Source organism: Planktothrix pseudagardhii (assembly GCF_904830925.1).
GTDB classification, from domain to species: domain Bacteria; phylum Cyanobacteriota; class Cyanobacteriia; order Cyanobacteriales; family Microcoleaceae; genus Planktothrix; species Planktothrix tepida.
This window is the reverse complement of sequence record NZ_LR882967.1, coordinates 3,958,049-3,982,719: the sequence shown is the minus strand read 5'-3', so window position 1 is coordinate 3,982,719 and position 24,671 is coordinate 3,958,049. Positions and strand designations below refer to the sequence as shown.

At 39.2% G+C, this 24,671-nt stretch carries 22 protein-coding genes and 1 pseudogene; 10 read left to right on the top strand and 13 right to left on the bottom strand.

Annotation, left to right across the window (positions count from 1 at the left end; genetic code table 11):
- Window positions 1-77 precede the first annotated feature (77 nt).
- The gene (locus NMK36_RS16950) at window positions 78-527 is read left to right on the top strand and encodes an SRPBCC family protein (RefSeq protein WP_254174226.1); all 450 of its coding nucleotides are present in this window, start codon (window positions 78-80) and stop codon (window positions 525-527) included.
- A 114-nt stretch (window positions 528-641) separates the two neighbouring features.
- Window positions 642-2,144 (top strand): multicopper oxidase family protein, encoded by a 1,503-nt coding sequence (locus tag NMK36_RS16945; RefSeq protein WP_254174225.1) that lies wholly within the window; start codon window positions 642-644, stop codon window positions 2,142-2,144.
- A gap of 79 nt (window positions 2,145-2,223) precedes the next feature.
- Here NMK36_RS16945 and NMK36_RS16940 read toward each other — a convergent pair whose 3' ends face one another.
- The 3 genes from NMK36_RS16940 to NMK36_RS16930 all read right to left on the bottom strand — a co-directional run bounded on the left by NMK36_RS16940 (window position 2,224) and on the right by NMK36_RS16930 (window position 5,607).
- Window positions 2,224-2,865, bottom strand: a complete 642-nt coding sequence (locus NMK36_RS16940; RefSeq protein WP_072719189.1) for an alpha/beta hydrolase — start codon at window positions 2,863-2,865, stop codon at window positions 2,224-2,226.
- A gap of 110 nt (window positions 2,866-2,975) precedes the next feature.
- On the bottom strand, window positions 2,976-3,800 hold the full coding sequence (locus tag NMK36_RS16935; RefSeq protein ID WP_072719188.1) for a SirB1 family protein: 825 nt from the start codon (window positions 3,798-3,800) through the stop codon (window positions 2,976-2,978).
- Between the two features lie 346 nt (window positions 3,801-4,146).
- Window positions 4,147-5,607: a hypothetical protein gene (locus tag NMK36_RS16930; protein ID WP_254174224.1), complete on the bottom strand. Its 1,461-nt coding sequence runs from the start codon at window positions 5,605-5,607 to the stop codon at window positions 4,147-4,149.
- Between the two features lie 379 nt (window positions 5,608-5,986).
- Here NMK36_RS16930 and murQ point away from each other — a divergent pair, with 379 nt between their 5' ends.
- Complete coding sequence (gene murQ / locus NMK36_RS16925; RefSeq protein ID WP_254174223.1) at window positions 5,987-6,901, top strand: N-acetylmuramic acid 6-phosphate etherase; 915 nt, start codon at window positions 5,987-5,989, stop codon at window positions 6,899-6,901.
- On the opposite strand, the gene NMK36_RS16920 is transcribed toward murQ, so the two are convergent.
- Complete coding sequence (locus NMK36_RS16920) at window positions 6,891-8,219, bottom strand: lipid-A-disaccharide synthase-related protein (protein WP_254174222.1); 1,329 nt, start codon at window positions 8,217-8,219, stop codon at window positions 6,891-6,893. The two genes, murQ and NMK36_RS16920, sit on opposite strands and share 11 nt — an antisense overlap.
- Before the next feature lie 235 nt (window positions 8,220-8,454).
- Between NMK36_RS16920 and NMK36_RS16915 the strand changes: the two genes are divergently transcribed.
- On the top strand, window positions 8,455-9,495 hold the full coding sequence (locus tag NMK36_RS16915; RefSeq protein WP_072719184.1) for a diguanylate cyclase domain-containing protein: 1,041 nt from the start codon (window positions 8,455-8,457) through the stop codon (window positions 9,493-9,495).
- Window positions 9,496-9,501: 6 nt separating this feature from the next.
- Here NMK36_RS16915 and NMK36_RS16910 read toward each other — a convergent pair whose 3' ends face one another.
- Entirely contained in the window at window positions 9,502-9,696 is a 195-nt protein-coding gene (locus NMK36_RS16910) for a hypothetical protein (protein WP_072719183.1), read from the bottom strand.
- A 317-nt stretch (window positions 9,697-10,013) separates the two neighbouring features.
- Here NMK36_RS16910 and NMK36_RS16905 point away from each other — a divergent pair.
- The 3 genes and pseudogenes from NMK36_RS16905 to NMK36_RS16895 all read left to right on the top strand — a co-directional run bounded on the left by NMK36_RS16905 (window position 10,014) and on the right by NMK36_RS16895 (window position 13,235).
- A pseudogene (locus NMK36_RS16905) lies at window positions 10,014-11,105 on the top strand (ISAs1 family transposase).
- A 363-nt stretch (window positions 11,106-11,468) separates the two neighbouring features.
- Window positions 11,469-12,662, top strand: a complete 1,194-nt coding sequence (locus NMK36_RS16900) for an XRE family transcriptional regulator (protein ID WP_072719182.1) — start codon at window positions 11,469-11,471, stop codon at window positions 12,660-12,662.
- Window positions 12,663-12,680: 18 nt separating this feature from the next.
- Window positions 12,681-13,235, top strand: a complete 555-nt coding sequence (locus tag NMK36_RS16895; RefSeq protein WP_072719181.1) for a hypothetical protein — start codon at window positions 12,681-12,683, stop codon at window positions 13,233-13,235.
- A gap of 34 nt (window positions 13,236-13,269) precedes the next feature.
- Here NMK36_RS16895 and NMK36_RS16890 read toward each other — a convergent pair whose 3' ends face one another.
- Window positions 13,270-15,099 carry a DUF3685 domain-containing protein gene (locus NMK36_RS16890; RefSeq protein ID WP_072719180.1) on the bottom strand — a complete coding sequence of 610 codons (1,830 nt, stop codon included), beginning with the start codon at window positions 15,097-15,099 and terminating at the stop codon, window positions 13,270-13,272.
- 8 nt (window positions 15,100-15,107) lie between these two features.
- Window positions 15,108-15,746, bottom strand: coding sequence for a TetR/AcrR family transcriptional regulator (locus NMK36_RS16885; protein ID WP_186440353.1), 639 nt, complete (start codon window positions 15,744-15,746; stop codon window positions 15,108-15,110).
- Between the two features lie 232 nt (window positions 15,747-15,978).
- On the opposite strand from NMK36_RS16885, the gene NMK36_RS16880 reads away from it, so the two are divergent.
- Window positions 15,979-17,280: an ABC exporter membrane fusion protein gene (locus NMK36_RS16880; RefSeq protein WP_254174221.1), complete on the top strand. Its 1,302-nt coding sequence runs from the start codon at window positions 15,979-15,981 to the stop codon at window positions 17,278-17,280.
- Between the two features lie 262 nt (window positions 17,281-17,542).
- Complete coding sequence (gene devC, locus NMK36_RS16875) at window positions 17,543-18,718, top strand: ABC transporter permease DevC (RefSeq protein ID WP_072719179.1); 1,176 nt, start codon at window positions 17,543-17,545, stop codon at window positions 18,716-18,718.
- A gap of 56 nt (window positions 18,719-18,774) precedes the next feature.
- Here devC and NMK36_RS16870 read toward each other — a convergent pair whose 3' ends face one another.
- From NMK36_RS16870 to NMK36_RS16860, 3 genes are all read right to left on the bottom strand, one after another.
- Window positions 18,775-19,194 (bottom strand): PIN domain-containing protein, encoded by a 420-nt coding sequence (locus NMK36_RS16870; RefSeq protein ID WP_072719178.1) that lies wholly within the window; start codon window positions 19,192-19,194, stop codon window positions 18,775-18,777.
- 2 nt (window positions 19,195-19,196) lie between these two features.
- On the bottom strand, window positions 19,197-19,424 hold the full coding sequence (locus NMK36_RS16865) for a hypothetical protein (protein WP_072719177.1): 228 nt from the start codon (window positions 19,422-19,424) through the stop codon (window positions 19,197-19,199).
- Between the two features lie 145 nt (window positions 19,425-19,569).
- Window positions 19,570-20,142: a GNAT family N-acetyltransferase gene (locus NMK36_RS16860; protein ID WP_254174220.1), complete on the bottom strand. Its 573-nt coding sequence runs from the start codon at window positions 20,140-20,142 to the stop codon at window positions 19,570-19,572.
- Window positions 20,143-20,157: 15 nt separating this feature from the next.
- Here NMK36_RS16860 and NMK36_RS16855 point away from each other — a divergent pair, with 15 nt between their 5' ends.
- Window positions 20,158-20,919: a DevA family ABC transporter ATP-binding protein gene (locus tag NMK36_RS16855; RefSeq protein WP_072719176.1), complete on the top strand. Its 762-nt coding sequence runs from the start codon at window positions 20,158-20,160 to the stop codon at window positions 20,917-20,919.
- 79 nt (window positions 20,920-20,998) lie between these two features.
- On the opposite strand, the gene NMK36_RS16850 is transcribed toward NMK36_RS16855, so the two are convergent.
- From NMK36_RS16850 to NMK36_RS16840, 3 genes are all read right to left on the bottom strand, one after another.
- The gene (locus NMK36_RS16850) at window positions 20,999-22,591 is read right to left on the bottom strand and encodes a bifunctional metallophosphatase/5'-nucleotidase (protein WP_254174219.1); all 1,593 of its coding nucleotides are present in this window, start codon (window positions 22,589-22,591) and stop codon (window positions 20,999-21,001) included.
- 120 nt (window positions 22,592-22,711) lie between these two features.
- Window positions 22,712-23,062, bottom strand: coding sequence for a hypothetical protein (locus NMK36_RS16845; RefSeq protein ID WP_072719174.1), 351 nt, complete (start codon window positions 23,060-23,062; stop codon window positions 22,712-22,714).
- Window positions 23,063-23,218: 156 nt separating this feature from the next.
- Window positions 23,219-24,658: a glycoside hydrolase 100 family protein gene (locus NMK36_RS16840; RefSeq protein WP_072719173.1), complete on the bottom strand. Its 1,440-nt coding sequence runs from the start codon at window positions 24,656-24,658 to the stop codon at window positions 23,219-23,221.
- Window positions 24,659-24,671: the final 13 nt, after the last annotated feature.

The window sequence follows — 24,671 nt, the reverse complement described above, 5'->3', positions numbered from 1 at the left end:
CCACTCATTCCCTCGTTAATAGCGTGGCTTTTTCACGTTTAACATGAAAAAAATCTGCCTATAGCTTGAAGGTTATCATGCCATCTCGTCAAGTTTTTGAACAATCAATTTTAATTCGGGCCAGTGCAACGGTTGTAGAACGATGTTTTACCGATTTGGAACTCATGCACCAATGGTTGAACCCTATGTTACGTTGTGAACCCCTTGAGGTCTGGGATACAAATGTAGGGGGTCGTTGTCGATTTGTGATTAAACTTCCTTTGTTTCAACCCACATTAAAAACGGTGGTTTTAGAACGGGAACCGGGGTTAATTGTTTGGGGATTTGAAGGGTATTTTCAAGGCTGCGATCGCTGGGAATGTGTCCCGGAACTTGCCGGAACTTGCTTATTAAATCGATTTGAATTTGAAATCCCTAATCCTCTGATTGAATTCGGGTTTAATCGTTTCGCGGCTGCTGTTACAAAATCAGATATGGAAGCTCAATTAAGACGTTTAAAGCAAGTGGCTGAACGAATTAAAAATTGAGTAGTGGTAGGGTAATATTTCATCCGGGTTTCATTTTTTCGTCTTAGCATGGAGACAAAACAACGTTAGTAAAAATTTTGATCGCTCTTTTATTAAGTGATCGTAGGGAAAGTTATGAATCTGATCAATCGGCGAAAATTTTTGATGTTAAGCGGTGGTGTGACTGGATCAGTTTTATTGACTCATTGTCAAACAAGTCCTGCGTTACTACTACCCATCAAGCAAACAACAGCAATCTCCTCCACTACTAGCAACAACGGATTGTTAGAGGTTGCCTTAGAAGCCCGCTCCAGCTTGATTAATCTGGGAAGACAGCAGGCACACCTGATGACTTATAACGGTAGTATTCCCGGCCCCCGATTAGAAGCCAAGCCTGGAGATAGGGTGCGAATTCGCTTCACCAATAAACTCTCTGAGCCAACCAACCTGCATTATCATGGCTTGCACATTCCGCCAACGGAGAATGCAGATAATATCTTTCTCAGCGTCCCTCCCAACGAAACGCTGACTTACGAATTTACGTTGCCTCAAAATCACCCGGCTGGGACTTTTTACTATCATCCCCATTTACATGAATTTGTAGCGGAACAGGTATTTGGTGGGTTAGGTGGTATTTTTGTGGTGCGAGGTGAATTGGATAAAATTCCTGAAATCGAGGCAGCAAAAGAAGAGTTTCTGTTTATCAAAGACTTTGCGGTCGATGCCAATGGGCAAATTTCCACTCCGGGACACATGGATCTGATGCAGGGGCGAGAGGGAAACATTCTAACAGTGAATGGGCAGGTGAATCCCAACTTCTCTCTGGTAGCAGGCGGACTGTCCCGGCTACGGATTGTGAATGCTTCAACCTCTCGCTTCTATCGATTACAACTGGAAAATCATCCCTTTTTCCTGATTGCGACTGATGGAGGCGCGATCGTTGAACCTGTGGAGCTACCAGAGCTACTGCTTTCTCCCGGAGAACGAGCAGAGGTTTTAATCCAAGGAAACCGTTCACCAGGAGAATATCGGTTACTCAGCCTACCCTACGATCGCGGAGGGATGGGAATGATGGGGAGTGGAATGATCGGAGGTGGAATGATGGGGGGGATGTATCACGGTAATTCAAGAGGTTCAACTCAAGCTCCGCAAGTCATCGCCACTGTGACCTATCAGGGTGCGAACCCAACGACCTTGCCACTGCCCCAGACACTCTTGCCTGTTCAATCATTACCACAACCCATTACAACTCGTCGGATTGAAATGTCGATGTCGATGGGTATGGGTCGTGGAATGGGAATGCAAATGGCATTTTTGTTTAATGGCCAAGTATTTGACATGAATCGGGTGGATGCAGAGGTCAAGCTGGGAACAGTTGAAGATTGGGAGTTAGTCAATGTTGACCCAGACGGGATGGAACATTCCTTCCACCTACACACCAATCCCTTTCAAGTGGTGAGTCGCAACGGTCAACCTGATGCCTATCGAGCATGGGAAGATACCCTGCGGGTGCGAGCTAACGAAACCGTCCGTATTCGGATTCCATTTCTGGATTATCTCGGTAAAACGGTTTACCACTGTCATGTGCTCGATCATGAGGATTTAGGCATGATGGGAATAGTGGAGATCCAGAAATAGTAGGCAACATCTAAAATTTAACTCGACTCCCAACCGTTAACTTTTCGTTACATACTTGTTGATTTTTCTGCCCACTGACTTATTGACAAAGGCGTTGTTGAACTGCGGGTTGAGCTTTCAAGAAAGCGATCGCTTCTTCTCCTAAATTAGAAACATCATTATAGAGGTTGATCAAATCTTGAACATTAATCGTAATCGCATTAACTCCCTGGTAGCTGAGAAGTAATTCTAACATTGAGAGTTGACCATCACGGGTTACATTGCGTAATGCAGCAATCACCTTATCAACGGCAACGTCAACGGTACTTCCTGAAGCCACAAATTGATTAAAAGCTCCTACTACTAATCTGCCATAGGTGGAGTCCAGCAGATCATTAACAACATTAGTCGGAATTTGAACAGAGTAATTGAGAGCTTGACGGAATTGTTGAACCTGATCTGGAGTCAGTTTAGCTAAAGTAATCAAAGAACGTAGTTGATTAGACTGATCCCCAGTTTGAGCAAAGGTTTGTAAATCGACAATTGATAAAGAAATATTGGCTGGCCCATACATCAATCTTAACTCATCAATAGCAGGTGCAGGTTGAGCAAATATTCCTAAACTAATTGTTAATCCCAAAATCATTGCTAATGCAAGGGATATATATTTAGATAGACCCTGAGTAAAAAATTGATAGGGATTACGAACTTTTTGAAACCAACGTCCTGATGTTAAGTTCATTTGTTCCTTCCTCACAAGTAAAATTTAGTAACACAGTTATTTTGTTGTCCCCTTCTATAGGTCTGTTTGGCCTCTATTAAGGTTCCCTTAGAAGGGGACTTCCCAAACTGTTACATATTCTGGCTCATTTGATCCAGTATCTGCCGGATTATAGCAGCATCCTGAGCCATTGGTAGAATTTCTAAATAATTCTCCAAATCTTGCTGTGCTTCTCTCCATTGCTCCTGATGGTAGTAGAGAATACCGCGATCGCGTTTTTCATTGACTGAATCTGGAAAGAGCAATAAAATCCGTTCAATCACTCCTAAAGCTTGTTCAATTTTGCCTTCATTCAAATAAATAACTTTCAAATTCATCAACATTCGACCTAAAAATTGGCGGGGATTAACTGCCGCTAAAAATTCGGGTTGCATTTCGATAGGTTGTTGATAAATTTGTGTTAATCGGGTTGTACAATCTTCTGGAAATAAAATTTCTCCTTGGTTAAACGCATCTACATAAATTTTGGCATCCTCAAACTCAGGACGGATTAAAAAATGCCCTGGCATTCCAATCCCTACCATCGGAAAATCAATGCGTTTACACAACTCTAAATAAATGAGGGAAAGGGTTATTGGAATTCCTGTTCGTCGATTGATGACTTCATTAAAATAGCTATTTTTGGCATCGTAATAGTTATTTTGGTTGCCCCTAAATCCTAAATCTTCATAGAGATAGTGATTGATGGTTTGAATCACCCGTAGAGGATAGCGTTCCTGGGGTAATCGTTCTAAAATTTCCGAGGCCATTGTATCTAAAGCATTGATATATTCTTCAGGTTCAATTTCTGGATATTCTTCTTGAGCAATATAAAGAGCCGCTTTTGCTAAATCAATTTGTTCCTCCGGTTGTTGAATTTCTTGAAAAAAGCGTTGTCTAGCTTGTAAACAATTCATATTTTATTAGGAGAATTTTAAATTAATGGGGTTTTAACTAACTTGTGTTTAATTTTACCTGGTAAAGCTATAATCCAGAACAGACATCTATCTTTAGGTAGATTTTGATATCCTTGTTAATCAAAACAGTATAAATTGTTATTAATCTTTTGGGGACAAATCTACTTCCTGACTCTTGGATACTTACCCCAAAAATGAATAGGGATGACTGTACGCCACCCCTACAACGGTGATTGGGAAAGTAATAGACTCAGGAAAAAGGTTTAAATCGAAAAAATCGGCTCTGTGTTGAACAGTGAACGGGTGAAGAGATGACCCGTTTTAGAATAGAATTTTAAACTGAGCCTTAAAAGTCTTCCGTTAAGAAGGGATTTTCTTTGGGAAAAGTTGGTAAGTGAATTGAGGCTAAAGACTCTAATTTTTTACGTCGTTGGGGATAAATTAATGGGGCTGGCCAATTAGCAGTTTTACTTTCCTCCGATTCCCGTTGTTGAACTGCTACTGCACTGGTAGATTGAGATTTTTTTACCTCTAAATTGAAGGATTGTTCCCCCGTTGATCTAGCAAATTGTTGTTGCATCGGCATAGTTTCCGATGGCGTTTGCAAGACAAATAAATCCGCATCTTCTGAAATAAACGAAGCATATTCTAAACGAATTCGTTCTAATTCCCCTTCTAAAAATCGAGGTTGGGGAGATTCTTCAACAGGAATTTCATCGTTGGAAACGGTTAATTCTACAGGGGGTTTAAACGGTTCAGGGTTAGACAATGGTGTTTCCTCAGAAGATAGAGATTCTAACCCTTCCGATAAAGCTTGAACCACTGGAAGCGTCATCTCGAATTCTAAGGATGTTTGAGCACCTATATTCCCTGAATCAGTCGATGAATTAACCGAATCTTTCATCGGATGTATGGGGTTATTGTTAGAGGCTGACCAAGGTTGTACTGGGGGAGCTTTAGGTGTTAATAAACCAGCAGAATAAAATAGGTGAGGTTCTTCTGTAATCACCGGAATTGATTCTAAGGTTTGTTTTCCGGTTTCAAATTGAGCTTGATTTTCTAAACATCGTTCTAATGCTACTTTAAATTGTAGGGCTTGGCGTTGTTGACGATGGAGTCGTGATCGCAATTCTCGACCCATATTTTGGGCTTGAACTAACTCATGAAACTGCTCATTATATCGTTGTTGCGTTAAAGCACAATCCCGTTCCATTTGTGCTAATCGAGTTTGGGTAGATTCCCATTGTTGGGTTAAGGTTTCAACTAAAACCTGTTGTTGTCGGATAACTTGATTGGCAATTTCTAACTTTTTAAACAGTCGTTTAACTTGATCTTGTGTTGCCCCTAATTCTTGGGTACGTTGCAATAATTCTGTGTCTTGATTCTGTCGATTCTGCCGATTTTCATCTAATTCTGCTTCTAATTCCGCCACCCGATTAATTAAATCTTGGTTACACTGATGTAAAATTTGCACCACCCGCACGGGATTATCTTCCGTTTCCCCTTCCACCGACATTAAGGACGCGGTTGCCATTTCGTTTCCCTCGGAACCCTCTAGGAAAATCCCATCGGGAACGGCTGAATCCTCATCCCTCGCCTCAGTTTCTGCCGATTGTTCTAACTGGTTGATAAACTCAGTTAACAATTCCTCCAGGGGAATCGTGTTAGGAAAGTTCACCGTCTCCCACTCCTCATCAAGGGTTGCAGCAGGACTAACGGACTCTTCCGACGGGGGCAAAGGTTCGGATAAAGGCGCTTCAGGAGGCTGATCAAACGAGTCAGGAGTGGGGAGATCGGCTTCAGACATGGCTTTTTTTATTTGATTTGTTTATTTATTTCTATTCTCAATACATGGTGAAATGTATTGTTTCTTATATTAAGGGCAATGGAGAATCGCGTCAAGTTGCTAATTTAAAAAGGTTTTATTAATGATCAGTTAAATCGGAACCTCCATTGATCTCGATTAGAGATCTATTGCATCCCTGATTAATGTCTTGCTGATCAAGTCTTAAATAATAGCGATTTTTGCGCTTAATCTATCAAAAAAATGATAGCAAAATAGGCTGTAATTGATATTATTCGTTTAGCTGATCACTCAATGTTAACGAAAACCATCACCTGATGACAGAAATTGGATATATTGGAGTAGCTGAAATCATACAGATTACATACAGGTTGAGTTAAATATGGAACAGTGGGAGTCACGGGGACATTTATTAACCGAACAAATCAACGCGAGTAGTCAGAACTTAGATCAACTCAGTTCTTTAGAATTAGTCGATTTGTTCAACCGGGAAGATGTACAAACGTTACTGGCCATCGCCCGTTCCCGTGAATCATTGGCCCAAGCCATTGACCTGACTACTGCCGCCTTGCATCAGGGAGGGCGACTGTTTTACGTTGGTGCGGGAACCAGTGGCCGTTTAGGGGTTTTGGATGCGGCGGAATGTCCTCCCACCTTCTGCACCCCCCCAGAATTAGTACAGGGTATTATTGCGGGAGGGGCGGGGGCGTTAGTCCGCAGTTCTGAAGATTTGGAAGATCAAGCTGAAGATGGGGCAAATGTGATCGCCTTACGGCAAATTACCCATAAGGATGTGGTGGTTGGAATTACGGCTGGAGGGACGACACCTTATGTACAGGGGGCGTTACAAGCTGCCCGTCAACGGGGGGCAAAAACGGTGTTTATTGCCTGTGTTCCCGTAGACCAGGTAGAATTTGAAGCAGATGTGGATATTCGCTTATTAGTAGGGCCAGAAATTTTAGCAGGTTCAACTCGATTAAAAGCCGGAACGGTGACGAAAATGGCGTTAAATATTCTTTCAACTAGCGTCATGGTTAAGTTAGGAAAAGTCTATGGCAACCGCATGATTGATGTGGCAGTAACGAATAAAAAATTGCAAGATCGAGCCTTAAGAATTTTAATGGATTTAACAAAAATTAATCGAGAAGAAGCCGAAATTTTATTAGAAAAAAGTGGAAAATCGGTGAAGTTAGCGTTATTGATGAAGTGGACAGGATTAGATGCCCTATCCAGTCAAGAATTATTAGATCAGCATCAAGGACAATTAAGACAAGCCGTATTAAGCCTTAAACCGTAAAATTTGTTGATAAATATTCAGCAATGCGACGACTCGCTCCCGGCTGTCCAAGGCGACGTTTGCCATTTTCTGCGATTAATTGTAATCGATCCGGGTTGCGAAGCAGCGATTGCAATATTTCAGGAATTTCTGTGGGATTTTGCCCAACAATTAACGATGGCCCTAATAGACGGTGTTGATTATCAGCAAAGGTTGGGGTAAATTGTGGCCCTGTACCGGGAAGAGCGATCGCAGGTTTCCCTAAACCGACAAACTGTTCCGTTGCAGTTCCTGCCATTGCAAGGGCTACATCTGCTAACCTTAAACACGCATTAAACCCTTGATTTGTTAAGATTAATGTTGCCTTTTCCAACGAAAATATTAAGTCTCCATGACCCCAATAAAAGTTAAGATCAGCTTGGGTTAAATCCGAGCTTTCTTGCCACCCTAAAGCCGTGAGAGGTTCACAAAAGGAGGATAACTCTAAACCGGGGGAAATCGCAGCTAGAAACACTAACCGTTGATAGCTACGGACATGATTTCCGGGTAAAAGCATTAAACCTTGATTGGGATCAGTCAACCCTTGAATAATATTTTGAACCCCCTGTAAAATTAAGTCCCAATTGCGATAAACTTCGGGAGGGCGAGAACCAGGAAGTAAGGTAATTACCAGCGATCGCTGTTTTTCTTCCGGTTCAATAGTGAGTTGATCAAAACGGGTTGTTATGGGTTCTAAATCATCCATCATTGGATTTCCAAAATCAATCGCTGGAATAGAATATTTCTGTAAAGTTTGAGTCGTTAATGTATCTCTGGGAAATACCCCGCGACAGCGAGAATTTTTCATTAACCAACATTCCCAAGGAAAATAAATTGAATCAAAATAGCGATACCATCGCCACATTTGAGTTAAGGGTAACTGTCCCTGTTCATCCCGCAAATAATACTCCGATTTCGCTGTCCCCACAAAGGCATAATTAGCACCACTCAACCACGCTAAAAACAAAGGAACAATATCCCCAACGGCGAGAATAAATCCCCCTTGTTTGACCCACTGACGAAGGGTTTGATATTGCTGAAGAATTAACGGAAATAACCCGGCTTGGAGATCTCGCCAAAGTTGGTCTTGATCCATATAAATAAATCCCCCGGAAGGGAGAGATTTTACCGGGCCAATAATCGGTACATTGTCCAGTTGACCATAGGCTTGTCCCAGTCCCACCAGGGGTAAAGCGGCTAATTCTAGGGGGTGGGGTTGTTGCTGAAGTTCTTGTAAAATCCGAACTGCGATCGCATCCTCCCCATGACCATTACTCAAAGATAGAATTTTGACCGTCATGGCCTAATTTCCTCACACACTGTTTCGTTAGATTAACAGCAAGAGGTCTATGATCAAGGAAAGAGTACAATCAAGATTAACTTTAAGTTTTCCCTGATCCTGGGTTTGTAGGTGTCATCTTGAGTGTGAATCAGGGAGTTTTGGATCATTGAAGAGTTCATGAGTATTGAAGAAGAAGCATCGGCTCAATCTGAATCAATTCTGATTTTGAACTCTATTTTATTTGATGAAACTTATGATTTTGCCAGCCCCAGTATCTCCTTTCTTAGATTGCTTAATTATTGATTCCCATGACCAGGATGTACAACATCTATCTCAAATTTTAGTGGAACAAGGGTATTCTATTAGAACTGCCTTAAATGGATCTGTGGCATTAAAAGAGTTAAAGTTTAAACTGCCTGATATTGTTTTTTTAGATTATTTAGAGTATCAAAATCAAGAATTTTGTCTTGATATCTTTTTAAAGCTTTATCACAATCAATGCCAGAATATTATTATTATTTTCTTGATTTCCTGTCCTGAACAGAGCCGTTTTCTTCTGTTAGAACCCAACCTTCATTGTGACTCAATTAGAAAACCTTTTTATCCTGAAGAAGTCATTTTAAGAATTAGAAATATTTGGCATGATTGTCAGAATCAGAAGGCTATGGAACAGTCCAGACTTCAGTTAAAGCAAGAAATTTCGGCTCGTCGGAAAGCAGAACAACAACTCGAACAAATTAACCAACAGTTACAAACGACAACGGAACACTTAAAGCATTTGAGTCGGTTTGACTCCTTAACACAATTAGCAAACCGTCCTTATTTTGATGAATATTTATTCAGAGAATGGCAACGTTTAGCCCGCGAAAAAATACCCTTATCCCTAATTATTGGGGATGTGGATGGGTTTCAAGGCTATAACGAAGCTTATGGATATTATCAGGGAGATATCTGTTTACAAACCATTGCTCAAACGATGAGCACTTGCATTAAGCGTCCGGCGGATTTAGTGGCTCGTTATAGTGGGGAAGAATTTGCCATCTTGTTACCCCATACGGGCAGTTCGGGGGCGATAGAAGTTGCCAAGCTGATTCGAGCTAAAATTAAGCAGCTTGAAATTTCCCACCCTAAATCCCAGATTAGTTCCTACCTGACGCTTAGTTTAGGGGTGGCAACGGCGATTCCTCTGCCTGACTTACCTCCAGATCCCTTAATCACTGTTGCTGAGGAGGCTCTACAGGAAGCCAAACGGCAGGGTTGCGATCGCATTGGCGTAGGAGTAAGTTGGCGTTAGGGGTATTTATTTAGCTTTTTTCGTATCGATGTCTTCGGCTTCCCCATCCTCATTTTTTCCCTTGTAATCATTTGTTGTCCAACGCTCGATGGTAGTTTTATTGACCTCGGATTTGGACGGGACTGCATGAGCAGAAGAAATGGAGAACATGGTAAAACTTGTGGAAGCAACCAGTCCTAAAACAACAAGAATATTTTTCATGAAATGACCCCTGATGGCTATCAAAATAGATGCCTTGATTGAACGGAACAGTAATATGAGAAGGTCGTAACAACCTCATCAAATCCTGAACAATCTGCACAGTATCTAGGAAGCAGTTTTGGTAAATGCAAACAAAACTTAAATGCTTCCTTGTGTCTTTTATCTTCCCTCTATCTTGAAGATTTGGGGAGCAGGGAGTAACCCATCAGGGGGGTGAGGGGGCAGGGCTGTTTCAAAGTCGGATGAAAAAGAGTAAAGAGATAGCGATCGCAGCCTGATAAAATGAAGAGCGATCGCCATTTTTTATAAAATCAAAGATGCTAAAAAGTTTAATAGAAAATTTAAAAGAAGTCAAGGATTTCCGAAAAAATCAGGGAAAAAGGTATGGGTTATGGGAAGTGTTATTAGTAGTAGTTTTAGGGGTGATGTCAGGATACCAAGGATATCGAGAGATGGGATATTTTGTCAAAGCCAACGAAGTGATCCTGAAAAGAACATTCAATATCTATAGCCAAGAAATGCCATCTTATTCAACAATAAGGAGAGTAATGAGAGGAGTAGATGAGAAAGATTTAAGCAGAATAGTAAAAAAATGGTCAACAGAGAATTCTCCTAAATTAAAGGGAATAGAGGGATTAGCAATCGATGGAAAAAGCTTAAGAAGTACGGTAAAATTCCCCGGAAATCAGCGACAAAACATGGTAATAATGGTATCTCTATTTAGTCAAGAAACCGGATTAGTATTAGCGACGGAAAAGTTCGAGAGTAAAACGGGGTCAGAACAAGCTGTAGCCCAAGAGATAATAGGAAAATGTGGTCTAAAAGGAAAGTTAATAACGGCGGATGCGTTACATTGTAATGTCACCACAACACAAAAGATTATGGAGAGTTGAAACGATTATTTAATCGCTGTTAAGAAGAATCAAATCAAGCTGTATAATCAAATTGAAAAAATCATAAAGACGACAAAAGCTGAAAGTATAGATACTCAAAAAGAGCGGGGTCATAGACGAGAAATAACTCGTCGGGTATCAGTGTTTAAAAAATCGATAAAAATTGAAAGCCCTTGGGAACATATTCAAAGTATAATTCAGGTAGAGCGGTGGGGATACAGAGGAAAAAAGCCTTATAGAGAAACGGTTTATTATATAAGTAGTATCTGGGAAAAAGCCGAATTTTTTTCCCAAAAGATTAAAGGGCATTGGGGGATTGAGAATCAAGTTTATTGGGTAAAAGATGTGTTATTTAAAGAGGATAGTATGAAAATTCATCAAGTACAAGCGGCGACTAATTGGGCACTGCTCAACACCCTAGGATTGAATCTTTTCAGAGGTTTAGGATTGTTATCAATAACAGAGGGAAGAAGGTGGTTAGGAAATCAGTGGGAGAAATTACTGGCTATCTCTTGATCCCCACGTTAAAACTTAAAAAATAGAGCGATTAATTTAGAGAAAATAGATAAGAATTAAAAACGTAAGTTTTACTCCGTAGGGAATAGGAATATTTCTGCTGTTTAGATCAATAGTGAATATAACTGATATATAATATGAATTATATCCCCTATTAATTTTTCTGAAAATAGCTATCATGTTTGAGAATTATGACCCCAAAGTAGGCTATAATTTTCAAACATGAAACAGCCCTGGGGGGGGTAGTCCCAGGTTGGATCAAAGTGTTAGAGCAGAAAATATATTACTTTAGATCAAGAAAATAATAAGCAGATATCAGATCACCGTCTAGTTACTGTTCAGTCAAGTTAAAGGAAAAATATTATGACTGTCAACATTCTCGATAAAATTGATCTCCGCCAATTGGGTGAACGACTGCAACAAGCTCGTAAGAAATGTGGCATGACTCAAGCTGATGCTGCTCAAATTATTAATGCTGCAAGAACAACTATTGTTGCAATTGAAAAAGGAGAACGTCGCCTTAAACCCAACGAACTTATTAAACTGGCTCGTGCTTATGGGCAAGCTGTTAGTAATTTTGTTCGACAAAGCCCCATTATCGAGCCTTTTGAGGTTCAATTTCGCGCAGCTTATCGACGTAGTGAGACAGAGGAAGCCCAAATTAATCCTGCGATTTTGCGCTTAGAGGAACTCTGTCAAAACTATTTAGAACTTGAGAAAATTATGGATGCTCCTCTTCCTCGGAATTATCCTCAAGAATATGATGTCACAAATATGCCCATAGAGGCAGCAGCAGAAAGTATTGCTATTGCAGAACGTCAACGATTAGGACTCGGTGACAGTCCAATTCCCATTCTTCGGGATGTTTTAGAACAGAGTGTAGGATTGCGTATTTTCTATTTAGAAATGCCATCCAAATATTCAGGTTTATACAGCTATGATGAACAACTGGGTGGCTGTATTGCGATTAATGCTAAACACCCAGAGGAAAGACGGCGTTGGTCATTAGCTCATGAATATCTTCATTTTCTTGCCCATCGACGTAAACCTGTACTCGACTATGAAAATCAATACCAAAGAAAGCCAGATACTGAACGACTAGCTGACAGTTTCCCTGACCATTTTCTAATGCCAACCAGTGGTTTATTGAAACGGTTTAATGATATGTACCAGACTCACGGCAAATTTACTCCAACTAATTTATTTACCTTGGCTCATTATTATGGGGTGTCTATTGAAGCCCTGGGTAATCGATTAGAATCGATAAAATTGATCCCTTCTGGTACTGTAGAGCGACTGCGCGATCGCGGATTAAAAGTAAGAAAAGTTCAACAGGAACTTGAGTTAGAAGAAATTCCACAGCGCACTGATATGCTTACCATTCACTATCAATACCTTGCAATTGAAGCGTTTGATCAAGGGCTGATCACTGAAGGACGTTTTGCCGATTTCCTGGGTGTTGATCGCTTAGAAACTCGTCGTATTGCAGAGATATTACGGCAGCATTCAAGTGGAATGATGGAGGAAATTGCTCATTTAGATTTACGTCAAGGGTAGGATTTGGGAGAATTATTTATGTTTATTAAAAGCTCCCATATTGTTCTTGATACCTGTTGTATTTTGAACTTTTGCGCGTCGGGCAATTTCCTATCAATATTAAAGGCTATTCCTGCCCAAGTTTTGGTAACAGAAGTGGTCAAAGAACGAGAACTATTGACCCTGCGACGACTTGAAAATCAGGAAAATGAAGATGCAACTCAGTTAGAAATTGCAATTGAACAAGGTTTACTTTTTGTTGTAGATTTTGAATCAGAAGCAGAGGAAGAAACCTTTATTAATTATGCGTTTGAACTGGGAGATGATGGTGAATCTGCAACTTGTGCGATCGCTGCTCATCGAGGATGGGCTATTGCAACAGATGATAAAAAAGCGATCGCATTTTTTGAAAAAGAAGCACTTAATTTACAGATTTTTTCAACCTTAGAAATCATTAAATATTGGTCAGAATCAGCTAATCTTAATTCAGAAGAATTACGGTCTATACTTGATAATATCCAAGTTAAAGGACGCTATATTCCCCATAGAAATCATCCTTTACGGAGTTGGTGGGAAACAGCAACTAAGACATAATTTCATCAGTTTTCATAACTAATCAACAATTCTATCACTTTTTCCCCATGCGATTATCCTGAAAAGATGTTCCAATCCCCTGTAAAATCCCTTTTCCAACTAAACCTAAGCCTCGACCGACAACATTCGTTAAAATATAAATAATTCCACTACCCACAAAAGAAACAGCCGAACGCAGACGAGGAGCAACAGCATCTCGTGTTTCTAATATTAATGTAACGGCTAAGGGAATTCCTGATAATTTTTCTAATTCCTCTCTGCGGGGAGAATAAATGACTTGTTTTTGAATGCCTCTTTCTCCTAAAATAAAGAGTAAATAGGAACTTTCAAAAATAGCTTTAGGTTCGGCTACATATTGAGAAAGACGATATCGCCAGGATAAATTATTTCTGAATTTTTCTATTTCACGGGTTGATAATAAACGCCGATCATAAAATTTGAGTTTAATTTCTTCATAATCAGAAAAATAATTGAGTAAAGGTTGTATGACCGCATTGGCGACTTGAATTAATAAATTTTGTAATAATGCTTCTGAACGTTGCATGGCTTCCAAACTTCCAGCCGGACAGGATAAATTATCAATAGTTAAGGGGGTTTGGAATAATAAATGCTCAAATAACTCTGTTACTAGAGGAATTTTATTTAAAATATCCCGTTGAATCAGATTAGCATCTTTTAATAAAATCGGAACGATTTCAAGATCTTGGTTGTTCATGTTCAGAGTATAATATTTCCCAAAATAATCTAAAATAGCAGCTTCCCAGAAATCTTGAACTAAATCAGGAACTTTCTCTGGGAGTTGTTCAGGTTGAACATCCGATAATATTAATTCATCCAATAAATTTTCTAATTGTTTTAATAAAATATATAATAATTCTCGCTTTTTAGATAATCTTAAAATATCAATTTCTAAGGGGATTCCCGTGGCATTAATTAATCCTGACTGTAACTTCATGACAGTTTTATCAAACAAAATGGATTTTAAATCACTGACTACAATCGCTGAATTCTGAGAGTTAATCGAGTTAGAATTGAGAACTAAGGCTTCTTCTGAATTAGAGTTTTTAGGTTCGAGTTTAGAACGATTGAAAACGGGGAAATTATCAGGAGAAATGGAAGCAGAATTTTCTGGCGTGAGAGAAGGAGAATCCAGTAAAAGCTGACTAACTAGCCAACGTGCAACGAACAGTTCTCGCCGTTTCCCGGTGAGAATAAATTGATTAATAATTGCAATTTTATCCTGTTGATTTAATGCCTCTAAATTTTGTTGAATTTCTTGGTTAACTTCGGCGATCGCTTGTTCAATTTGTCGAAGTCCGGGTTGGACTAAAAACCCTTGAACTTGCTTAAAAAAAGATCCGGTTTTTCGAGATACGATTTCAGCAACTGGTTCTCGATTTAATGCCACTAAAGATTCCAACCAATAGCGTTCTCCCGTTGCTATTCGGCGAATAACTGGAACCAATTCTATAACCGGAATTCCCTTATAACAATAACCGTCTACCCCTATTTTTTGGGCTGCTAGTAATAAATTAGATTGTTTAATTGATGTTAATAATAAAATCGGAACGTCAGGATATTCTGTTTTTAACTGTTGACAAAAATCGAGGATAGGATGAGTTTTAATTTCGGGATTTTTCTCGATTTTAAACCCCAATTCTAAAATAATTAAATCAATAGGTTTTTGATGAGTGGCATTAATATTGCTCTGACTGCGACTGACTAACACCTGTAATGCAGCATCCCGACTTCCAACATCTGCGATGACTTCTAAATCTGAAAAAGGTTCTAATGCTGTTCGCAACCCCATCCGAAAAATAGGGTCATCATCGAGGATCAAAAGTTGTAAAGAAGATAGAGTCATAAACGCATTCAAGTGTCAGGTGTCGGCTGAGGAATAATTAAATCTACTAACGTATTAATAATACGATCTCGTTCCATCGGAACAATCTCTTTACCTTGCAAAATTTCTTGCAATAACACATAATGGGCTAAGGTTCCAATAATCACTCGTGCCATGGCTTCAGGATCACCAATTGTAATATAGCGCTGATTGGTTAAATATTCGGTTAACACTTGAATTCCCGGTTTTCCTAAATTATGGACAAAGGTTTTAGCTAATTCTGGAAACCGCCCAGATTCTCCAATCACTAAGCGAATAAACGCTAAATATTCCTGATCTTGCATGGAATGATCTAAAATAGTATTGGCAAGTTGCCTCAACACAATTTTAGGTTCAGCTTGCATCAATTCCGCTTTTTGAGACTCAACAAGAATGTAATATTTTTTCTGGGCTAATCGTTTGACTAAGGCAATAAATAACCCTTCTTTATCCCCAAAATGGTTATAAACCGTTGCTTTCGACACTCCCGCCGATGACGCAACCCGATCCATACTGGTTCCAGCATAGCCATGCACTAAAAATTCTTGCAGTGCCCCTTCAAAAATCTGTTCTGCTTTCTCGCCAATACTATCCATCTGAGAGAGTTCGGTTTGTTCCACGGGGTTCATTAATTCTCTTATTAAATGCTATTGCCTTCATTGTACAGAATCATTTCTCGCCATCCGTTATTCCTGATCCTGGATCAAGCTTTACAGAGGTGTTTTCACTTCTGAGAAGCCTGGGTTTTCAGTCCCCGATAAGTTTTTTTACTTAAATTCATACTTATTCACCTTCACAGAAGAGAAGTTGTGATATACTAAACTAAACAGTTTAGTATGAGTGGAAGCGGGAGGCACAATTATGGTGCGCGAAGCGACAGTTGGTAAACTTTCAGCCCCGAAATTCCCCCAAGCCGGGATTTTGATTGCGGCAACGACCCTAGCGATCAGTGGTTTAACGGCCTATACCTTCTGGCGATATCGCCCTACTCCCGCCGAACCTGTAGCTACACCTGAAACCCTCGCCCCAGAAATCAAAACGGTGACGGCGTTGGGTTGGTTAGAACCCCAAGGGGAGATTATTAAACTGTCAGCCCCCCAGTCCAACCAAGGGAGTCGGGTGGATCAATTATTGGTGAAAGAGGGAGACTGGGTAGAGGCGGGAAAAGCGATCGCCGTTTTGGATAGTCGAGATCGACTGCAAGCCGCCCTAGAACAAACTAAAACAGAAGTGGAAGTCGCCCAAGCCCGTTTAGAACAAGTTCAAGCCGGGGCAAAACAAGGAGATATTGAAGCCCAAAAAGCCCGATTTCAGGGCAACCAAGCGGAGTTAGAAGGGCAAATCATGACCCAAAAAGCTGCCATTGCCACCTTAGAAGCCCAACTCCGGGGAGAACGCAGTGCCCAAGAAGCCACCCTCGACCGTATTCAAGCGGAACTCAACAACGCTGAAACCAACTGTCAACGCTACGAAACCTTATATGCTGATGGGGCTGTATCTGCCCAAGATCGGGATAGTCAATGTTTGCAAGCTGAAACCAGTCTCAAACGCTTACAGGAAGCCCAAGCCAACCTCAACGAAACCGTTACCAGCCGTCAAGAACAAATTCGAGAAGCCCAAGCGAACCTCAGCCGCACTATCGCCACCGTAGACCGACAAATTGCTGAAGCGGAGGCGACGTTAACCGCCGTTGCAGAAGTTCGTCCGGTGGATGTCCAGTTAGCCAAAAGTGAGTTAACCAAGGCCCAAGCTGCTGTTAAACAAGCTGAAGCGAACTTAGAACAAGCTTATGTGCGATCGCCCCAAGCTGGACGGGTGATCGAGGTGAATACCCACGCCGGAGAACTGATTTCTAATGAAGGCATTCTGGAATTGGGACAAACCCAACAAATGTATGCCGTTGCAGAAATTTATGATAGCGATATTCCTAAAGTTCGCCCCGGACAAACCGCAACTATTACGGCGGATGCGTTACCCCAAGCGTTAAAAGGAACGGTTGAAGAAGTGGGGTTAAGGGTCAAAAAACAAAGTGCTTTAGATATTGATCCGACGACAAATATTGATGCCAGAGTGATAGAAGTTCGCGTTAAATTAGATGAAACTTCTAGCAAAAAAGCCGAGAGTTTAACGAATTTACAAGTAAAAGTCACCATTAATCAGTAATCAGTTATCAGTTATCAGTTATCAGTTATCAGTGTATAGTTTTAAGTTTGCTATCCAGAATTTACAATCATTAACTATAATAATCCCTGTAAGATTGTTGGAAGAAACCTATCAGGTTAATGACTATCCAAGCTTAAGCAATAACAAAGTCAAGCTGATTTAAGATTGCTATATCAACTATACACTCACAACTGACAACTGACAACTGACAACTGACAACTGACAACTGATAACTGATAACTGATAACTGATAACTGAAATTATGATTGGATTTATACAACGATTAACAAATAGAACACCGTTAGGATGGTTGCAATTAAGTCATGATAAAGCTCGAATGTTAGTGGCGTTATCAGGAATTGCCTTTGCGGATGTTTTGATTTTTATGCAATTGGGGTTTCAAACGGCATTATATGATAGTAATACTCGCTTGCATAACCATTTAGATGCGGATATTTTTATTATTAGTCCCCAAGCCAGAAATTTAGTTAATTTATCAACCTTACCCCGGCGGCGTTTATATCAAGCAATGGATGTTCCGGGGGTGAAATCCGCAGACTCTTTATATGTTAATTTTTCCGATTGGAAAACTCCCAAAACAGGTAAAAAAACAGCGATTTTAGTCATCGGATTTGATCCCCGTCAGTCGGCTTTTAATTTACCCGAAGTTCAACAAAATTTAGACGTGATTAAACTCCCTGATCAGGTTTTATTTGATCGGTCTTCAAGGGGGGATTATAAAGAAGTCATTGAAAAAGTTGATCAAGGTAAAATTGTCAGTACGGAATTAGAAAAACGCACCCTTAAAATTGCGGGATTATTTAAAGTGGGGGCTTCCTTTGCGGCGGATGGTACATTAATAACGAGCGATCGCAATTTTTTACGATTATTTCCCCGGAGAAAACCGGGCGGAATTAGTGCTGGACTGGTTAAAGTTGAACCGGGTTATGATGTCCAAAAAGTCGCAACAGATTTACAAAATTATTTACCCAAAGATGTAAGAGTTTTAACCAATGAACAATTTTTAGCCTTTGAAAAGGATTATTGGTCAAAAAATACCGCCATTGGATTTGTGTTTAGTTTAGGGACAGCAATGGGGTTTGTGGTTGGGGTGATTATTGTTTATCAAGTTTTGGCGACAGATGTTGCTGACCATACCCCCGAATATGCTACTTTTAAAGCAATGGGATTTAGAAATGCCTATTTATTAGGAATTGTATTTGAAGAAGCGATTATTTTAGCAATATTAGGTTTTATCCCCGGTGCTACGATTTCTTTAGGGTTATATCGGTTAACCCGACAAGCTACAAATTTACCGTTATATATGACCTTATTTCGAGCAATTCAAGTGTTAGTATTAACGATTATTATGTGTATGTTATCCGGTGCGATCGCCACTCGTAAATTACAAGCCGCCGATCCGGCTGATATCTTTTGATTCTTACTTCTAAGTGTCTCGTTGTGAATGAGGAGTAAAAGAACGGGGTTGATCTTTTATTGGAGTTCAAAAAATTGTTCAAATCCTTTGTTTTTTAAGCCTAGTTTTAATTTTTTATCTCCAGTCCATAATAATCCATTCAATTGCAGCGTTAATGCTACATGAGGGGTATCACTCACATCAACACCTTGGCATAGTTCGTAAGCTAGTCTACGATATTCTAAATTAATTAAATCTTCTTTATACAGATGAAGACGTTTTAGCAAAATATAATAAATTTGAATAATTTCTTCTTCGGTTAAATGACTAAGTTGAATAATTTTTTCCTTGCGCTTAAATAGTTCTACAAATACAAGTTCGCAAACAAAAAACGTATACTCTGAAGTTACCAATAATTCATTGAAACGAGAATTTTCCCTCAGTAATGCAGAAAACAAGATATTGGTATCAACAATAATTGGCTTTTGAGTTAACATAATTAACTAACCCAAGACTTAGACGTTAAGTTAGCCCAAACTTCTTGATTAACTTCTTGACTCAGGTTAGTTATTTGTTCTGCTGTCAGTTGACTACGATTACGAATTGATTCTAACTCAAGATATTCTAAAAATTGAGTTAATAACTCCAAATTTACCATCTCGCGATTCAATTTAATAATAATATCTTGATTTTCCAGACTAATACTGTATAGGCTTTGATTTGACATTAGTTTTATTCCAGCTAGATTTGATAATATCTATTATAGATTATAAAAACCGTTATTGTGTAATTTTGAACGGGGTTTCTGAACACATCTTTGTTAAAATACAAAAGTTATCGCAGAAACAACGTTTCTGAGAATATTTCGGTATCTATCTACCTCGACTATATTTAACCGCTTGACGTTCTTCAAAACTCGAATAAGGGAGTTGATGTTCACTAAATCTAAACTGTTTTTCTAAAGTTAATCCTAGTTTTTCCATGACTCGAATTGAACCTTGATTAGCCACTAATGCCCAAGCAATAACTCGTTTTACGCCCCATTCTGAAAACCCTTTATCGATTAAAATTTGACAAGCTTCCGTTGCGTAGCCTTTCCCCCAGCTTTGATAAACTAATCGATATCCTAACGCAATTTCATCGGGTTGTACTAGATTTAATGCTACTGCAAAAGGATGATCAATGGCTGGAAAAAAATGTACCCAACCGATCAACTCTCCGGTTGCTTTTTCAATGACAGCCCAAACCCCAAAAAAAGGATATCTGCTATAATATCCTATAAATCTCGGTAATGTTTGAGTCTGAATGACTTCTTTGGGTGTGGGATGTCCGCCATTAATATATTTCATCACCCTGGGGTCGTTATCTAAATTCCATAAAAAATCTGCATCCAGTTCGGTAAACTGTCGTAACATTAACCGTTTCGTTTCTAAAAAAATATCCATTTTTAGGTTAACTCCATGCAAACTCAAATCCAAGATATTCAAGAGTCCACAAAACGTAATCCAGCGATCTCGATTCAAAATTTAGATCATTATTTTGGAAAAGGGCAATTACAAAAACAAGTCTTATTTGATATTAACTTAGAAATTACCATTGGTGAAATTGTGATTATGACTGGCCCCTCTGGTTCAGGAAAAACCACATTATTAACCTTAATTGGTGCTTTACGTTCTGTACAGTCTGGAAGTTTAAATATATTAGGACGAGAACTTTTAGGTGCTAGTGCAGGAGAATTAGTTAAAGCTAGACGAAATACAGGTTATATTTTCCAAGCTCATAATTTACATGGGAGCTTAACCGCCTTACAGAATGTGCAAATGGGGTTAGAAGTTCAAGGAGCATTCTCTCGTTACCAAATGCAGCAAAAAGCCACTGCAATGTTAGAAAAAGTGGGGTTAGGAAATCGCTTAAATTATTATCCTGATAATCTTTCTGGAGGACAAAAACAACGAGTTGCGATCGCTCGTGCATTAGTCAGTCATCCCCCGATAGTTTTAGCCGATGAACCTACGGCTGCTCTTGATAGTCATTCGGGAAGAGATGTAGTTAATTTAATGCAAACCTTAGCCAAAGAACAGGGTTGTACTATCTTAATTGTTACCCATGATAATCGAATTTTGGATGTTGCTGATCGCATTCTTCACATGGAAGATGGCGCATTAGTGACTAATTCTGAATTAACACCCAATAATAAGTTAAAATCAAATACTCAATCTTAAATTAGGGTTGACTGAATGAGGATAAGAGTGGAGATAGGGAACAAGAAACAATCGTTCATATTCCCCTACTATTACTCTCCTACAGGGATTGTTTGACTATAATGCGATCGCCGGATTTCACATTAATATTAGATTGTTGTTTAATATAATCAATGACGACATCCAAAAACAAAAACCCCGTATCAACAGAATTTTTTCCGGCTTTCATAACTTCATAACCATCTCCCCCATTCAGCATAAAACTATTGGTAATAACTCGATAGGTTGTAGTTAAATTCAGGGGTTTTTCTTGTCCAGTTTGATCAACAACAAAAATAGACAGAACGCGAGAACCAACGGGCGCTTTGGGGTCATAAATAAACCGTAATCCTGCGACTTGGGGAAATCTCCCTTCTCCTAATTCAACCTGACTCACACCATGTTCTAAGGCTTGTTTAATTTGTTCTCCGGTTAAATCTAAACGACCAATAGTATTACCAAAGGGAAGCACTTCAATCACTTGACTAACACTAATCTGTCCCGGCGGAATACTAGAACGAATTCCACCGCCATTTACAATGGCGATTTGTGCACCATCGGGTCGGAATTTATTTAAAATGGCATCAGCAATTAAATTGCCTAAATTTGTTTCTTGGGTACGAATTTTATCTCGACTTCCATCTAAAAGAACATCGGTTTTGCCGATAATGGTTTGACGTAAAATTTCTAAAGGCGTTGAAAAGGCTTCTAATTGTTTAGCAAAACTGGCATCCGGTGGAATTGTATTATCAATAGCATGAGGTGAACCTTGCCACGAAATAACGTCTCCTTGGCGATTAAATTTAACTTTTAAATCCCCTAAATATTTCCCCCATTCCCAATCTGTAACAACTAAAACAGTTTTACCATTGGGTGTGTTAGTAACAACAGGATAGGGTTGTGTTGCATTCGGCATAGAACCGAGAGGGGTATGGCTATGTCCGCCAATAATAATATCAATATCATCGATATTTCTGGCTAAATTCAAATCAGATTCAAACCCAATATGAGTTAAACCAATAATTTTATTAATCCCTTGCTGCTTTAATTCTGCAACAGCTTTTTTTGTCGCTTCCATCGTATTAGTAAAGCTCACGCCTTCCCCTGGACTTGAAAGTTTAGCGGTTTCTTCTACGGTTAAGCCAAAAATTCCGATTTTTTCTCCATTAACGGATAGAATTATCCAAGGTTTAACTAAATTTTTTAAAGGGGAATAATCGGCAACTTTTAGATTAGCAGAAACAAGGGGAAATTTCGCTTTTTTAATAAAATCAGCTAAAATGCCTTGTCCGCGATCAAATTCATGGTTTCCCAAGGTGCCAGCTTGATAATTCATCTGATTATAAAAGGATAAATCTGCTTGACCCAAATATTGATTAAAATATAAAGTTCCTTGAAAAATATCACCTGCATCTAAGAGCAGTGTTTCTCTAGGATTTTCCGATTTTAATTGATCAATTAAGGTTTTCCGTTGAGCAATTCCCCCCAGTTGTGTTTCCTTTGTCGAAATCGCGTCTAAATGAGCATGATGATCATTGGTATGGAGAATTCTGAGGTTAAATTCTGGGTTAAATAATCCTAAGCTTTGGGGGGCGATCGCTAAAATTAGCCCGATTAAAAATAAACTTAAACCAAATTTTAATGTCCGTTTCATAGGGTAAGTTTTCCTTGATTATTTCTCTGGATTTTTAATGCCTAAACCGGGTTCCTGACTGGTATTCAGAAGGTGATATTAATAGGAGAAGTTGAGAAACCCGGTTTCTCGAATTACCGTTTAAGATAACTCTTGATTTGCCTGATTTTCGGGAGATTCTGAGGAATTAGATTGCTCATGAACGACTTGAGGAACTTCATAACTAATATCCCCAAAAGCAGAAATAAAAGCCCCCATTTCTGGTGTATCAATCACAACTGAAAATTGATCAGGATATAGGATTACACTTTCATATTCAAAACCCGGTTCTCCAGTTTCACTCAAAATTGTTAGGTCAACCGCATACCCTTCTTTGGGTCGTTCATAACATTCAATAACCGTTCCAATTGTGCCTTTTGGAATCAGGGATTTTCCAAAATCTGCGGGAATATCCACTAAAGTTTTAATGCGATCATAGGTTTGTGCTTTCATAATTCAGTCCTAAACGGAAGTGAAACGAACAGTTGGGGGTTTCGAGTCTGTTATGGCTGTGACCTTTCCAATCTGTAAGTTTGTAAGGTTGGGTCTATCATAGCGGATCAGTTTGCATTCGTCTAATTGATCTGGAAATTCAAAATAGAATTTCTATTAATCATCAGGTGAAGCTGAAAATGAAATTAGGTCTAAATATTGAGGATTTTGGAGTAAATATTGAGCCACTAAATAGCCGGAAATTGTCCAAGTTTGATAGAGTCTTGCTTGACGACCAATAATATTTCCATCTTCATCATCATAATATTCTGGCCATTCATCCTTCATTAAATTTTTTTCAGCAATTGTAATCGCATGGGTCGCAATTTCCGCCTGACCCATTTTGACTGATGCTGCTGCTAATGACCACATTAAAACCGGCCAATTTCCGCCGTTATGATATGACCAAGGAACATTTTTGGGATCACATCCGGTAATAATTTCCCAATCTCGACCACTGACAGCAGGATAACAAATTTTCATCGGCATTTCTCCAATTAAACTTAACCATTGTTGCTCAATTAAAGTCAAAATGGCTTGGGATTGTTTTGGAGTAGTTAAAGAACTAATTATTGATAATAAATTCCCCTGAGTAAAGAACCGAAAATCGATCCAACCGACTCCAACATTTCCAACTAAATAGCCGCCTTTGCGATCTAACCATCGTAAAACCCAACCGGGAACCGTATTCGCATAAATATTAAATTTATTTAATGCCGTTTCTCCAAATTCTTCAGTTTGATAACGATAAACTCGACGTAATAAACCCGGATCTAACCAATAGTGATGTCGAATATACTTGATTAATCGATGACATCTATTTTCCAAGTCTAAAAGTTGAATATCTTCAGGATTTAATAATTCTAATCCTACTTTTAAAGCAATATAAAATAAAGCTTGAATCTCGATAGGATGACCGTAAACCCCCATGCGTCGATCAATCATAAATGCTCCTTCAGGAACTAACATGGTAGGGGTCATATCAAAGCGTTTCGCTAAACATAAATCTAATAATAATTTCATTCCCCGTTGGAATTCAGGACGATGGGCAATTTTTTCTTCGGGAACGTTAGCTTGATCACAGGCTTTTTCATAAATTTTCAATAAAAAAATCCACCATAATCCTGAATCAACGGGAGTCACTCGACCAATAGCACGTTGACCAAAATCAGCTTTAATTTCCTGTTGATTAACCACTAAAAAACTAGCAGGCATTAACCCTTGTCCGGGTCTAACCCATTCCTCATTTTGAGGGTCTTGAGTCAAAAGAGCTTGGCGCACTTCTGCAAATAATCCTTCTCCTTTAATTGGGCTTTCCCAATCTAATTGTAAACCTAAAGTAACTTCTAAAAAATTTTTAACAATGTCTCGTTTTCCCTGCATTAAAAAAGCTAACCCGCAGGGAAAAAAATCTCGAATAAAACATTCATTATAATTAAGTTGTTCTTCGACTAACACCTTTTCAGTCGCTGCAACGGTTCCGACTGGTTTACCGTTATAAAATCGAATGGATTGTTGAAAGCAAGCTTCGGCTTCTGCTATTAAACTCTGATTCATAGGGGAAAAGGGC

Excerpts from the sequence above, each read along its gene's own strand:
- NMK36_RS16900 (WP_072719182.1), top strand. The coding sequence starts at position 11,469 with ATGACTGTCAACATTCTCGATAAAATTGATCTCCGCCAATTGGGTGAA.
- devC (WP_072719179.1), top strand. The coding sequence starts at position 17,543 with ATGATTGGATTTATACAACGATTAACAAATAGAACACCGTTAGGATGG.
- NMK36_RS16880 (WP_254174221.1), top strand. The coding sequence starts at position 15,979 with ATGGTGCGCGAAGCGACAGTTGGTAAACTTTCAGCCCCGAAATTCCCC.
- NMK36_RS16850 (WP_254174219.1), bottom strand. The coding sequence starts at position 22,591 with ATGAAACGGACATTAAAATTTGGTTTAAGTTTATTTTTAATCGGGCTA.
- NMK36_RS16860 (WP_254174220.1), bottom strand. The coding sequence starts at position 20,142 with ATGGATATTTTTTTAGAAACGAAACGGTTAATGTTACGACAGTTTACC.
- NMK36_RS16890 (WP_072719180.1), bottom strand. The coding sequence starts at position 15,099 with ATGACTCTATCTTCTTTACAACTTTTGATCCTCGATGATGACCCTATT.
- NMK36_RS16870 (WP_072719178.1), bottom strand. The coding sequence starts at position 19,194 with ATGTTAACTCAAAAGCCAATTATTGTTGATACCAATATCTTGTTTTCT.
- NMK36_RS16910 (WP_072719183.1), bottom strand. The coding sequence starts at position 9,696 with ATGAAAAATATTCTTGTTGTTTTAGGACTGGTTGCTTCCACAAGTTTT.
- NMK36_RS16855 (WP_072719176.1), top strand. The coding sequence starts at position 20,158 with ATGCAAACTCAAATCCAAGATATTCAAGAGTCCACAAAACGTAATCCA.
- NMK36_RS16940 (WP_072719189.1), bottom strand. The coding sequence starts at position 2,865 with ATGAACTTAACATCAGGACGTTGGTTTCAAAAAGTTCGTAATCCCTAT.
- NMK36_RS16865 (WP_072719177.1), bottom strand. The coding sequence starts at position 19,424 with ATGTCAAATCAAAGCCTATACAGTATTAGTCTGGAAAATCAAGATATT.
- murQ (WP_254174223.1), top strand. The coding sequence starts at position 5,987 with ATGGAACAGTGGGAGTCACGGGGACATTTATTAACCGAACAAATCAAC.
- NMK36_RS16840 (WP_072719173.1), bottom strand. The coding sequence starts at position 24,658 with ATGAATCAGAGTTTAATAGCAGAAGCCGAAGCTTGCTTTCAACAATCC.
- NMK36_RS16930 (WP_254174224.1), bottom strand. The coding sequence starts at position 5,607 with ATGTCTGAAGCCGATCTCCCCACTCCTGACTCGTTTGATCAGCCTCCT.
- NMK36_RS16845 (WP_072719174.1), bottom strand. The coding sequence starts at position 23,062 with ATGAAAGCACAAACCTATGATCGCATTAAAACTTTAGTGGATATTCCC.
- NMK36_RS16915 (WP_072719184.1), top strand. The coding sequence starts at position 8,455 with ATGATTTTGCCAGCCCCAGTATCTCCTTTCTTAGATTGCTTAATTATT.
- NMK36_RS16950 (WP_254174226.1), top strand. The coding sequence starts at position 78 with ATGCCATCTCGTCAAGTTTTTGAACAATCAATTTTAATTCGGGCCAGT.
- NMK36_RS16945 (WP_254174225.1), top strand. The coding sequence starts at position 642 with ATGAATCTGATCAATCGGCGAAAATTTTTGATGTTAAGCGGTGGTGTG.
- NMK36_RS16920 (WP_254174222.1), bottom strand. The coding sequence starts at position 8,219 with ATGACGGTCAAAATTCTATCTTTGAGTAATGGTCATGGGGAGGATGCG.
- NMK36_RS16895 (WP_072719181.1), top strand. The coding sequence starts at position 12,681 with ATGTTTATTAAAAGCTCCCATATTGTTCTTGATACCTGTTGTATTTTG.
- NMK36_RS16935 (WP_072719188.1), bottom strand. The coding sequence starts at position 3,800 with ATGAATTGTTTACAAGCTAGACAACGCTTTTTTCAAGAAATTCAACAA.
- NMK36_RS16885 (WP_186440353.1), bottom strand. The coding sequence starts at position 15,746 with ATGAACCCCGTGGAACAAACCGAACTCTCTCAGATGGATAGTATTGGC.